Here is a 12,676-nt window from a genome sequence, read left to right as displayed (position 1 = left end):
GCCTGTCGCGGTTTGATGCCGCTCCTTTGATAGCATTTACTGCACCAAAGGAGACGAGCTATGGGAACGAAACGGACAAACGAATCCCGCCAAGATGCGGTGCGCATAGCGCTGACAAGTGGGCTAACACGCAAGCATTCAACGTACCGAAATCCTTAGTTTGCAAATAGCCATAGATGTAAAAGCATCTGAGGCTTGGACAGCGGGCCGGGTATCGGAGCGCGCGTTCGATATCCGTATGGCACGTTGAAACTCAAGGTTTCGAAGTTCCGGCAGGGCAGCTATTTTCCCGGCTTCCCGGAGCTGCGCAAGACGTCAGAGAAGGCTCTGGTTGCCAGCACTCAGGAGGCGCGCTTTCCACAATGAGGGCGGCCGGCCTACGCTGAAAAGCTGCGGGGGCAGAGTCGTTAACTGGCGTACAGGATCAGCTAAATTTTCGTATTTGCTTCTTCAGAAAGTATTTCGAGAAACGTTCTTCCGACACGGTTCAGCTTGGCGCCCCTGCGAACAGCGGTTTGAACTGTCACAGGGCGATCAAACCCACCATTTGCAATATTCTTCATTCGTCCCCCCGCCACCCAATCCTTGGCAAAGTATGATGGAAGATACCCGACGTATCGATCCGTCAGTATCAGCAACGCGATCGCTTCCATTTGATGGCCGATTGCGTTTGAGGGCAAATTGCGGGTTTTGGGAGCGACAGTCTCTTCATTTAGATAGGCTCGCTTAGCAAACAGAGACTTGCGTAGCTGTTTTTCCTGCTCTTCCGGGCAGTCTATGGCAAACAGCGGATGCCCAGACCCACAATAGAGGCAAACGGTTTCTTTGCAGATGTCGTTGTAGACCAATCCCGGCTTGGGGGAATGGAAGGGGCCGATCCCGATTGGAACCTTGCCGTCAAGTACAGCGAACTCGATGTCATTCGGGGCGAGAGAGTGTAGCTCAATCCTTACATCCGGTGCCATTGCGGTGAATTTAGACAGCGAACGCACGATCGGAGCGGAGTTATTTGAGGCCCAGTTTTCGATAACGCCCAATGCGAGATGACCGAAAAGTCGGCCACGTGATCCGTCAACGGTCTCCTGAAATTCCCCGAGTGCCACGAACAATTTCTGCGCTGCTTGGTAGACCGTGTCTCCCTTTTCTGTAACCCGAAAGCCGGTTCTCCCGCGGTCACACAGCCGCATCCCAAGTCTGGTCTCTAACTCTGATATTTGCCTGGAGATCGTGGACGTTGAGACGTTCAGTACGACCTGCGCATTGGAAAAACCCTCTGCATCTACGACGACGCAGAACACCCGTAGTAGATGAATATCGACCTTTGAAACCTGCCTTGCAACCATAGTTACCTCAATGACAGCGTCGTTGAAGTCATCTTGATTGTAATATTGTGCAAGTTCAATCCCGATTATTGTAATTTAATACACTTGAAAAGCGGGCACATTAACGTCTGGAGAGGTTCTGGCTGTGACGCAAAGCGGATCAGCTCCGACGGAAGGTAGCAATAATAATAACGACGACAACTTGGAGAGTGAAATGAAGAGACTAGCGACTTGGACGACCGGTGCATTGTTGGCGACGTTTGGAACAGGCGCTTTAGCCGCCGATGTGGTCATTGGTGTGCCGAACTGGCCATCGGTTCGGGTAACGGCGAATGTCCTCAAGATCGTGTTGGAGGATAATCTTGGCCTTGATGTCGAACTGCAAAACGGCAGCAATCCGATCGTCTTTGAAGCTATGGATTCCGGGGCCATGCAGGTCCATCCAGAAGTCTGGTTGCCCAACCAGGCTAATCTTCACAATACGTTCGTGAAGGAAAAAGGCACTGTTGCCATGAACCCGAATGGCATACCGGCAGATCAGGCCATGTGCGTCACCAATGGAACTGCTGAACGCACCGGTATCAAGGCGCTGTCTGAGCTGAGTGATCCTGATATGGCTGCCAATTTCGATAGCGATGGCGATGGTATGGGGGAAATCTGGATTGGTGCTGCAGGATGGGCATCAACCAACGTCGAAAAAATCCGTGCCAAGTCCTACGGGTACGATCAGACAATGACGCTTAAGGAAATGGACGAAACCTTGGCGCTCGCTGAGGTCGATGCTGCGACCGACCAGAATACCAATGTGGTGTTCTTCTGCTATACGCCGCATCACATGTTCCAGCTGTATGATCTGGTCCAGTTGGAAGAACCGCCGCACGACCCTGCAAAGTGGAATGTCGCGCAGCCCACAGATGATCCGAATTGGCTGGAGAATTCCTCCGCGGCGATGGCCTGGGACAAGGCTTACCTGCATATCCACTATCAGGCTGCGATGGATGAAAGCGCTGCCGCTGTTCTGTCCAAGGTTAACCTAACCTCTGATCAGGTGTCAGCGATGGTCTATGCCTTGATCGTTGACGAGATGGACGCGGAGGTTTTTGCCCGCAAATGGGTTGAAGAGAATGCGGACCAGGTTGACAGCTGGCTGAACTGATTTCGGTTCTTCGTCACATGCGCTCCCGCGCGGATCTTTGACGGGCGGGGGTGTTCCCCTGTGTGGTGCTCTTCAGGCTCTGCATAGTCTAATATATCCAACAGGTTGATATCTATGAACGATGACGCAGTCATACGTCTGGACGGAGTATGGAAAGTCTTTGGCGAGCGCGCTGAGGAAGCAATGGAGGCGATTCAACAGCGAAATCTTAGCAAGGCCGAAGTGCTGGGAGAATTCGGTTGTGTTATCGGCATCGCTGATTGCTCGTTTGAAGTGCAGAAGGGCGAGATTTTCTGCGTTATGGGGCTGTCAGGCTCTGGTAAGTCCACCATGGTGCGACACATCAACCGGCTGATTGAACCCACTGCGGGCGATATTCAGGTTCTGGGCCGGGATGTACTCGCACTCAACGCCGAAGAGCTGCGCGAGATGCGGGCGGTCAACCTGGGGATGGTTTTTCAGCATATGGCATTGCTGCCGCATCGCACGGTGCGTGACAATGTGGCCTTCCCCTTGCAGATCCGAGGAGAATCCAAATCTCGTCGCTGGGAGGTATCGCAGCGTTGCCTGGAACGGGTTGACCTGCAAGGATATGAAGATCGCTTTCCGCGAGAGTTGTCAGGCGGCATGCAGCAAAGGGTGGGCCTGGCCCGTGCTCTGGCTTCTGACCCTGATGTTCTGCTGATGGATGAGCCGTTTTCGGCCTTGGACCCACTCATTCGTAGGCAGTTGCAGGATCAGTTCATGGCGCTATCGGCTGAGCTGGGAAAAACCACAGTGTTTATTACCCATGATCTGGATGAAGCGATCCGTATTGGCACACGGATCGCCATTATGAAAGACGGGCGTATCGTACAGATCGGCACACCGGAAGAAATCGTAACTGAGCCTGCTGACGATTACGTTAGAGACTTTGTTGAAGGGATTTCAAAGCTCAAGTTGGTTTTTGCCCATTCAATCATGGTGCCGCTGGCAGAGTATCAAGCAAAAGACTGGGAAGATCTGGCAGTCAGCCCGCGTGCTGCACACTCGACGGATTTGGACACATTGATTGATATCTCGACCGCCACCGAGCAGCCAATTGTCATCACATCCGATGATGGAATGGATGTTGGCGTCATTGACAAGCCAACTCTTCTCAAAGGTATCCAAGGGGGCAAGGCATGACCGATACAGGATTGGAAAGTGGTCCCAATGCCAACAGCACAACGGTCGCCGATTTTGTCGAGCGGAACACCGGTTACTACAGTGCGGCCTTTAAAAAAATTCAAGATACGACTGGCTTTGCATGGTCATGGAATACAATGGCGGCGGTGTTCGGGCCGCTTTGGGGGGCAGCGCGCGGGGTTTGGGGATTTTTTTGGATCTTTCTTGTCTTGGAGCTGTTTGCGCTGGTTCAGATAGGGCGCGGGCTCTGGGGGGAGCTTGGTGCCGACCAACTCGCCAAACTGGAGCGTGCTTTAGGGAATATCGCAAAACGTGAGACACAGGCCGCTGAGTTGCTTGCTGCTGGAGATGCCGCGGGGGCTGATGCGAAACTGAAGATCGCAGAAAACCTGAAGAAAGTTGCCGCCCGGGCGCAGGAACAGGCTGATTTGGCCGCAGCGGAGGCAACCACTATTCTGTTGATTGGCTTGGCGATCCTGGCCTTGGTGAAGCTGCTCGAAGGGCTTTACGCCAATGTCGCTTATGAGGCGCATTACCTGAAGTGGCGGGCGGATCAGGATAGTCAACAGGTTGGTATCAGAACGTCCAGTACGGTCTTCGGTGCGATAATGATGCTGGCAATCATGCCACTGACTCTATTGCGGTTCACGGTACGGGCACCGGATGAGATATTGGCCAACCTCACGGGGGGACTTGTGGGTGAAACTATTCCGGTAACTGAATTCCCCATCCAGCGCGAGTATTTCTCAGCATTATCTCGGAGAGGTGATGCTGCATTCGATTGGGCTGCGGCGAATTTTTCGAATACATTTGATGGCATTACAGCGGCCATCCGTTGGTGTCTGGATGGGTTGGAAATCCTGCTGTTACAGACACCATGGCCCGTCGTTATGTTGGTGATTGTTGTCATGGCCTACCGTCTGGCAGGTCCACGTATCGCGATCTTTACAGCAGCGTCATTGGCCTATCTTGCGTTTATGGGCCTGTGGGAATTGTCGATGATCACGGTTGCGCTGATTGGAGCTGGGGCGATGTTGTGCATCCTCATTGGGGTGCCATTTGGTATCTGGTTCGGCAAATCAAAGCGCGCTTACGCCGTTGCTGAGCCGGTTTTAGATTTTATGCAGACAATGCCGGCATTCGTTTATCTGATCCCGATCATTGCGTTTTTTGGCACTGGCAAGCCGCCAGGTGTACTGGCTACGCTGATCTTCGCTATGCCTCCGGTGATCCGGTTGACGGCACTAGGCATGCGCGGCGTACCCGACGCGACGAAGGAAGCCGCAATCGCTTTCGGATGTTCTCGTCGTCAGTTGCTGTTCAACGTTGAGTTGCCGCTTGCACTTCCGTCCATCATGACCGGGATCAATCAGACCATTTTGATGTCTCTGTCGATGGTGGTGATCGCGTCGCTTATCGGTGCTGATGGTTTGGGGGCACTTATTCTTGAGTCGCTGCAGTACGCGGCGAAGGGGCAGGGCCTTCTGGGCGGGTTAGCGATCTTGCTCTGTGCGATGGTGATCGATCGGATTGCGCAGGGCAGTTACCGTAGAAAAATCGGTAAAAGCTGACACCGGAACCATTTTTGAAATTGCATGACAGTCGTTGCGAAAGGAGACCTGATGTCGGATCCGCATCTGAATGCGATGATGGAAAACCTCTATTGGTGGGGTATTCCGACCTTATTCCGTTGTCCAAACCTGCCAGTGGATGGTCAGGATATTGCGCTTGTTGGCGTCCCTCACTCGGCAGGCAACGGAACTACGGAGCGTGATCAGCATCTCGGCCCGCGTGCCCTTCGCAACGTGTCATCGGTGCAGCGGCGCATGCACAGTGGCTTTCAGCTGGATCCCTGGAATGCTGCCAAGATTGTTGACTTGGGCGATGTACCATTTCCGAAGGCCAACGATAACGAAGACTGTATTGAGCAGATCACCAATTTCTATCAGCAGATCGACAAGGCAGGTGCGCGGCCTGTCTCTGTTGGCGGGGATCATTCGATCACCGGAGGGATCGTTCAGGCGCTTGGGTGCGGGTCGATCACAAAAGGTGAGCCGATTTGCTTTCTGCATCTTGATGCCCATACCGATGTCTTCACCAAAGTGGACCACTTTCTGGGAGCGAAGAAGTCTGCAGCGCATTGGGGGGCTTATCTGGCGGATCAGGGCAAGGTTGATCCAGCCCATTCCATGCAGATCGGTATAAGAGGCCACGCCCGGACGCTCGACTGGCTGCAGCCATCCTACGAATACGGCTACAATGTTGTGACGATGAAAGATTACAGAAGGCGAGGTCTGGCTGACGTCGTGGCGCAGGTGACCGAGGTACTGGCTGGTCGTCCCGTCTATATCACATTCGATTTGGACTGTCTGGATCCGACGATTGCACCGGGGGTATCCAATATCGAGGCTGGTGAAAAGGGTTTCGACATTGATGACGCTGTGGGTTTGCTGCATGCGGTGCGCGGCATGAATATTGTCGGCGGAGATGTCGTCTGCATGATGCCAACCAAAGATAGTCCCAATCAGATAACAGCGCTGACTGCGGGCGCCATCATGTTCGAAATCATCTCGATGATAGCTGAAAATCGTTTATCCCAAAGAGAGGCTTAGATTTCATGGCGTCCTTGCCTACAGACTTCTTTCATCCAGTATCCGGGATGGAAATGCCCCGGTTTGCCGGTTTGCCGACCTTTATGCGGCTACCACATGTAACAGTGTCTGATCCGATCATTGATCAGGTGCAGCTGGGCTTGGTTGGTGTGCCTTGGGATGCCGGAACAACCAATCGTCCGGGTCCGCGCCATGGTCCGCGACAGCTGCGCGACCTTTCGACCATGATCCGGGCCGGGAACCCGGTGACAGGCATCAATCCTTTTTCGATGATCAATTGCGCAGACCTTGGTGATGTCGCGCCCAACCCGGTCGATATCATCGACTGTATGGAGCGGATCAGCGCTTTCTATGCGGATCTGAAATCTCGCGACATCTTTGCGCTGACTGTCGGCGGGGATCACCTCGTTTCATTACCTGTCTTGCGAGGACTGGCCAGCGGCGCGCCAGTGGGGCTCATTCAGTTTGATAGTCATACTGATCTCTTTGACAGCTATTTTGGTGGAAACAAATATACTCACGGCACCCCTTTTCGTCGTGCAATCGAAGAAGGATTGGTCGATCCGAAGCGGATGGTGCAGATCGGCATTCGGGGCACCGCTTACAACACCGAAGATGTCGAATGGGGGCAGGCACAGGGTGTGAGAATTATTCGAATTGAGGAGTTTTTTGATCGCGGTGTCTCGGACGTCATGCGTGAAGTACGAGAGATTGTCGGTGATCAGCCAACCTACTGTACATACGATATCGATTTTGTTGATCCGGCTTTCGCGCCTGGCACGGGAACACCTGAGGTTGGGGGGCCGAACAGTTTTCAGGCCCTGCAGGTGGTACGTGAACTTGCAGGCGTCCAGCTTGTGGGAGCCGATCTGGTTGAGGTGTCCCCTCCGTTTGACACAAACGGAAACACCGCGTGGCTTGGGGCGTCGATCCTATTCGAGATGCTCTGTGTCAGTGCCGGTGCGATTTCGCGACGATGAGCTGCTACGATAGAGTTGTTTCTAATGAAAATCCCGACTGGGGAAGAGCCGCTTGGCCTGATCTCTCGGATGCATCGCACGGGCAGGATATCTGGTCCGTTTAGGCGTGTCGTCGGCGCGGGGACCCTCGGATTGGATCGCACCGTCCAGCGGGTGGCCTAGCTCCGATAATCTGGCAGATTCATCCTCGATATGTTGAGCGATAACATGGACGATGGTGCCCTCTCGCTGAAGGTAACCCGTCACGCATAACAGGCGTCCACCCATGACAATGCGTCGAAAACGCTCGTAAATTTTTTTCCAGACCACGACATTGCAAACGCCTGTTTCGTCTTCAAGGGTCAGAAATATCACGCCAGAAGCAGTTCCGGGTCGTTGTCTCGTAATGACAAGGCCGCCTACCGAGACACGTTGCAGGGGAGCCTTTATCAGTTGGTCGTTGCAGGTCAGACCTGGAAGGGTTGGGCGTAGCAGCTCCATTGGGTGTGCCCGCAAACTCAGGCGCATGGACACATAATCTTCGACGACTTCTTCCCCTAGGTGCATTCTTGGTAGCATGACATTCGGTTCGTTAATGGCCTCGCCGTCCAACTGATCGTTGAACAGGGGTAACGGCGCTGGTGTCGTGATGGACTTCACTTGCCAAAGTGCGTCCCGCCGCGAGATGCCCATCGACGAAAAGGCATCGGCTTCTGCCAAACGTTCCAGTGCTGCGGGCGCCAGGCCTGCACGTAGCCAGAGATGTTCGGGATCAATATAGCCATTCCCGCGCGCTGCAATGATCCAGCCTGCGTCATCTTCCTTGAAACCTTTGATCTGGCGAAATCCGAGACGTAGAGCCAAGGTACCGTCCGGGCGGCGCTCAAGTGAGTTGTCCCATTGGGACTGGTTTACACAGATTGGGCGCACCTCGATGCCATGATCGCGCACATCACGGACAATCTGTGCCGGTGCATAGAATCCCATGGGCTGAGAGTTGAGCAAAGCACAGGCAAAAATGGCCGGATGATGACATTTCAACCAAGCTGAGACATAGGCGAGCATAGCGAAGGCTGCCGCATGGCTTTCCGGAAAACCGTAATCGGCAAACCCCTCGATTTGACCAAAACACCGTTCTGCGATTTCTCTGCTGTATTTGTTTTTGAGCATGCCTGCGATGAACTTGTCGCGATATTTGCCGATCGTTCCCATACGCCGAAACGAGGCGAGAGATCTGCGCAGATGGTCGGCCTCTTCCGCTGAAAACCCCGCGCCAACAACCGCAATTTGCAAGGCTTGCTCTTGAAACAGTGGCACCCCCTCTGTGCGTCTGGTAACCTGTTCCAATTCGGGCCCGAAGGGATCTGGTTTTTCCAAACCGTTCCGCCTTCGGATATAGGGCTTGACCATATCTCCCTGAATGGGGCCAGGGCGGACGATGGCGACCTCTATAACCAGATCATAGAATTTGCGCGGGCGCATCCGGGGCAAAAAGTTCATCTGTGCCCGGCTTTCAACCTGAAATACCCCCACCGCATCCGCCGCACAGAGCATGTCATATGTTGCTTCATCTTTCTGTGGGATGGTCGCGATGCTGTGAGTGATGTTCTCATGCTGCTGCATCAAGGCAAATGCCTTGCGAATACAGGTGAGCATGCCCAATGCGAGGATATCCACCTTGAGAATGCGCAGGGCATCAATATCGTCTTTGTCCCAACAGATGACGGTGCGATCTTCCATTGCGGCATTCTCAATCGGGGCCAGTTCATCCAGTCGTCCGCTGGTTATGACAAAACCACCTACGTGCTGGGAAAGATGGCGCGGGAAGCCGATGATTTCGCCGATCAGGCGAATTGTCTGCATCAGGCGGCGGTCTTCGAGATTGAGCCCCAATTCTCGGATGCGCTCCAGATCGACACTGCCATTGCTCATGCCCCAAATCTGTCCCGACAGACCTGCCGTTACATCTTGGCTAAGCCCCATAACCTTCCCCACTTCGCGAATGGCAGCTCGCGTGCGAAAGTGAATAACTGTCGCGCAGAGGCCCGCACGATGGCGGCCATATTTCTGATAAATCCACTGGATGACCTCTTCGCGCCGCTCATGCTCAAAATCCACATCAATGTCTGGTGGTTCTCCCCGGTGTTTTGAGACAAAGCGCTCAAAAACCATGGCAATCATATCGGGGCTGACGTCTGTAATACCTAAGAGATAGCAAAGAATGGAATTGGCCGCAGATCCGCGCCCTTGACAAAGTATGCCTTTGGATCTTGCGAATTGTACGATGTCATGAACGGTCAAAAAATAGGCCGGAAATTCAAGATCTTTGACTGCTGACAGTTCCTTTTCCATCAGCTTTATTGCTCGATCCGGCGGGCCATCCGGGTAGCGCCTTTTTAATCCTTCTCGTGCGAGGCGCTCCAAACGGTCCTGTGGTGTTTCCCCTTCGGTTTCCTCATGAGGGTATTCATAGGACAGCTCGCTCAGATCAAAATTACATCTATTGGCAATCTCCGCAGTGCGGCGTAGCGCTCCAGGATGATCGCGAAAAATACGCAGCATATCTGCACCGCTTTTCAGGCGACGCTCCGCATTGGGCAAAGCCCGAGTCCCGATATCGTCAATGTTGATATTTTCACGCATGCAGGTCAGCACATCTGCGAGCTGCCTGCGGTTGGCCCGGTGCATCAAGACATCGCCGACTGCAACCATTGGAGCACATGTTGTCTGTGCCAATTTTGCACAAGCCACTAGATAAGCCTGATCGCTGCCGTCATAGCGAGGAGCCGCACCTAGGAATACATGGTTCGGAAATTGTCTTCCTATCTTCTGAATATCCGAAACAACGTTGCTCAACGTCTCTTTGGGTAAGGCAATCAAAATCATACCTTTGCAGGCGCCAATCATGTCCTCAGCATAAAGAACACATTGACCTTTTTCGGCGCGCCGTTTTCCTAAGGTCAGCAGACGTGCCAGTCTTTTGTAGGCGGAACGATCACAGGGTAGGGCGATCCAATCCACAGCACAGTTCTGTAATATCAGCCGGCACCCAACGATGAGCTTTGGGAAGGCGGGTGTCGTGGGTTTGGGAAGAGCGGATGTATGCCCGATCTCTTGCCGGGACGACGAGTCGACTTGGTGCTGTGATCGGATCTTCAGTGCATCCTGAGGATCGCGCTTCAGTTCTTTTAACGCACTCCAGGCACGAACAACCCCCGCAAGTGAGTTGTAGTCTGTGATCGCAAGTGCCGAGAGGCCCAACTCTGCCGCCCGTACAATAAGTTCTTCGGGGTGAGAGGCTCCGGTTAAAAAGGTAAAATTCGTGGTGACACAAAGCTCCGCATAATCCGGCGCATTAATGCGTTGGGCCAGCATATCGCGCTGGAATGCTTCGACAGGACGGTGAATTCTATTCACTTCAATCATGCGAATTCTCCCTGAACGAACCAGCCAGGGTTCTGAGGTGTATAAAATAGCCAGAGACGTCTCCCCTGCGTCGTCTCCACTCGCCAATAATCGCGCATGCCGGACCGCCAGTTGTCGTCTTCCAGCCACCATTCCGGAGTGATGCGTTCAGGGCCGATCGTGTGGCCTGTGGTCAATGAAACCCGGCGCCAACGGAAATGGTTTGGGGGGTAGGGGCCACTGCCCGGGATCGGTTCAGGTGGAAACAGGCAGAGCGGGCGTGGGGTCTTACAAGTCCAACCACTGGCTGTCGCTGAATAGGCCGCAGGTGCAACGATGAAGCTACGCTCCGGAATATGGCTGTCAGCGGGTAGAAAGCGCTGAATGTTTTCAAGTCCGATCCGTGTTCCGATCCGCGTGATCAGATCCTCTAACCGGTCGTCGCCGTCAGTTGCGACATGAGACATTTGTTGCGTCGGCAACGCTTCCGTCTGGGTTGCTTCGAGGCGCAGTTGCTCAATGCCAAAGCCCGCATCAATTTCAGCTAACCCCTTTTCGAACAGGGGGAGAATCCTCTGGGGATCACGCAAGGCGCGGGCCAGACGTAGTTCCACCTCTTGCTGATCCAGATCTACGCGCCGCAGTGTAATGACAAAGACGCGCGCACCCATTTCATGGGTTTTCAATTTGGCACAGAGCTGTGTCAGCAACCTTTCCGTACCAGCCATGACATCACTGATCAGGCCGATTGGCTCTGGCAACGTCATACGGACCCCGTAGTGAGGCGGAGCTGTCAATGGAGTGATTTCTTCAGCTTGGTGGCCCAAAGCCTGATCAAGCCTCATCAACACATTGGCTCCAAAACGGCGGGCTAGTGGGGCACGAGGCGTTGTCGCGAGATCTCCAATCTTACGCAGGCCCAATCTGATGAGTGCGGTCGTTGTTTTTTCATCAAGACGAAGGGCTGCAACAGGCAGGTGCTGAAGAGCGGGTAACATGTCTCCGGTCGCAGCCTGTCCCTCGCCGTAATGCGCCAGGGCCCAAGCCGCCCCGCGCGTATCAGCCAGGCCAATTTGCGCCGATAGGCCGACCCGCATCAAACCGTTGCGTATAGCATTCAACATACCGGTCTCCCCTCCGAAAAGGTGGGAGGAACCACTGATATCAAGCACCAAACCGTCCCGACCCTCTAGGCCCACCCACGGGCAATAGCGGGTGGCCCAGCGGCGCAGGATCAGCAAAAACTGTTGGTCCCGGTAAATGTCCACTGCCGCTGTTTGAAGGTCCGGACAAAAGGCACGTGCGTCTGAGTGTGCCATGCCCTGATGCAAACCTTGTCGCGTGGCTTCTGCATTGAGGCAATAGAGGCGATTTGTATTGCTGTGTTTGATCGTAAGCGCAAAAGGACCGGACAGTGGGTGCTGCCGAAGAAACCGGTCACTCGCGAACCGGTGAAACCATATCGATACGACGCGACGCGCGATTCCATCGAACATGCCAAGATCCATTTGTTCCTGATTTGTTCTTAATAAGTCTCCAGTGAAAATGAGTCGAGTCTTGTGCCTGAAATATCGGATCGCAGCGCCAGCGTGTTTCGGCAGCATTGCTTCCCATGCCTTCGAGAATAAGGCAAAGCCCAGTGGTGTTTCCGGCCTTCGCCGCAAGCTGGAGCCGCCGCCCGGCCGTCAGGCTGAGTGGTTTGCTGATGTCGATCACGACCAGAGCGACAGCACGTTCCTGCAGTGCGTCTTCTGCGCTGGCGAGGCCGTCGGTCTGATGCTTTACGTTTACGACCAACAGCTGAGAGGGGTCCGTAAACTCCCCCAAACCCAGCGGATTAATATGTTCCAGGCGATGGCGCTCACGTATCCACAATGACGGACCGTGAACCTGTGTCATCAAAACAGCAAGAAATCCAAAGCTGCCCGGACCGCACACCTCATGAACGCGACCGCGCTTAAGAGGGAAATAGGGGAGATCCAAAGAGGTCATAATCTATGTATATCGCGTTCCGTGGCCATGCAAAAGTCAGGGCCCCCATAGGAGCTCACGCCC

Annotated in this window: 9 protein-coding genes; 5 read left to right on the top strand and 4 right to left on the bottom strand. The window is 54.0% G+C overall.

Features of this window, described 5'->3' with window-relative positions:
* Nucleotides 1-428 precede the first annotated feature (428 nt).
* Complete coding sequence (locus tag J4721_RS12590; RefSeq protein ID WP_014876133.1) at nucleotides 429-1,343, bottom strand: LysR family transcriptional regulator; 915 nt, start codon at nucleotides 1,341-1,343, stop codon at nucleotides 429-431.
* Between the two features lie 193 nt (nucleotides 1,344-1,536).
* Between J4721_RS12590 and J4721_RS12585 the strand changes: the two genes are divergently transcribed.
* From J4721_RS12585 to speB, 5 genes are all read left to right on the top strand, one after another.
* Nucleotides 1,537-2,478 (top strand): glycine betaine ABC transporter substrate-binding protein, encoded by a 942-nt coding sequence (locus J4721_RS12585; protein WP_211002785.1) that lies wholly within the window; start codon nucleotides 1,537-1,539, stop codon nucleotides 2,476-2,478.
* A 114-nt stretch (nucleotides 2,479-2,592) separates the two neighbouring features.
* Entirely contained in the window at nucleotides 2,593-3,645 is a 1,053-nt protein-coding gene (locus tag J4721_RS12580; RefSeq protein ID WP_102873424.1) for a glycine betaine/L-proline ABC transporter ATP-binding protein, read from the top strand.
* Nucleotides 3,642-5,216, top strand: coding sequence for a proline/glycine betaine ABC transporter permease (locus J4721_RS12575; RefSeq protein ID WP_014876130.1), 1,575 nt, complete (start codon nucleotides 3,642-3,644; stop codon nucleotides 5,214-5,216). Before J4721_RS12580 ends, J4721_RS12575 begins: the two co-directional genes overlap by 4 nt.
* A gap of 51 nt (nucleotides 5,217-5,267) precedes the next feature.
* Entirely contained in the window at nucleotides 5,268-6,257 is a 990-nt protein-coding gene (locus tag J4721_RS12570; protein WP_211002779.1) for an arginase family protein, read from the top strand.
* Between the two features lie 5 nt (nucleotides 6,258-6,262).
* Nucleotides 6,263-7,237, top strand: a complete 975-nt coding sequence (gene speB, locus J4721_RS12565) for an agmatinase (RefSeq protein WP_014878832.1) — start codon at nucleotides 6,263-6,265, stop codon at nucleotides 7,235-7,237.
* A gap of 21 nt (nucleotides 7,238-7,258) precedes the next feature.
* On the opposite strand, the gene J4721_RS12560 is transcribed toward speB, so the two are convergent.
* From J4721_RS12560 to J4721_RS12550, 3 genes are read right to left on the bottom strand one after another with little or no spacing between them, the layout of a single operon-like run.
* On the bottom strand, nucleotides 7,259-10,642 hold the full coding sequence (locus J4721_RS12560; protein ID WP_211002778.1) for an error-prone DNA polymerase: 3,384 nt from the start codon (nucleotides 10,640-10,642) through the stop codon (nucleotides 7,259-7,261).
* Nucleotides 10,639-12,117 (bottom strand): DNA polymerase Y family protein, encoded by a 1,479-nt coding sequence (locus tag J4721_RS12555; protein WP_211002777.1) that lies wholly within the window; start codon nucleotides 12,115-12,117, stop codon nucleotides 10,639-10,641. The genes J4721_RS12560 and J4721_RS12555 overlap by 4 nt, the downstream gene beginning before the upstream one ends.
* Nucleotides 12,059-12,613, bottom strand: coding sequence for an ImuA family protein (locus tag J4721_RS12550; RefSeq protein WP_211002776.1), 555 nt, complete (start codon nucleotides 12,611-12,613; stop codon nucleotides 12,059-12,061). The genes J4721_RS12555 and J4721_RS12550 overlap by 59 nt, the downstream gene beginning before the upstream one ends.
* Nucleotides 12,614-12,676 lie beyond the last annotated feature (63 nt).

Origin of the sequence: Phaeobacter sp. HS011 (genome assembly GCF_018101215.1) — a bacterium.
Classification (GTDB): domain Bacteria; phylum Pseudomonadota; class Alphaproteobacteria; order Rhodobacterales; family Rhodobacteraceae; genus Phaeobacter; species Phaeobacter inhibens.
The sequence above is the reverse complement of the archived record's forward strand: the minus strand, read 5'-3'. Positions and strand labels throughout refer to the sequence as shown.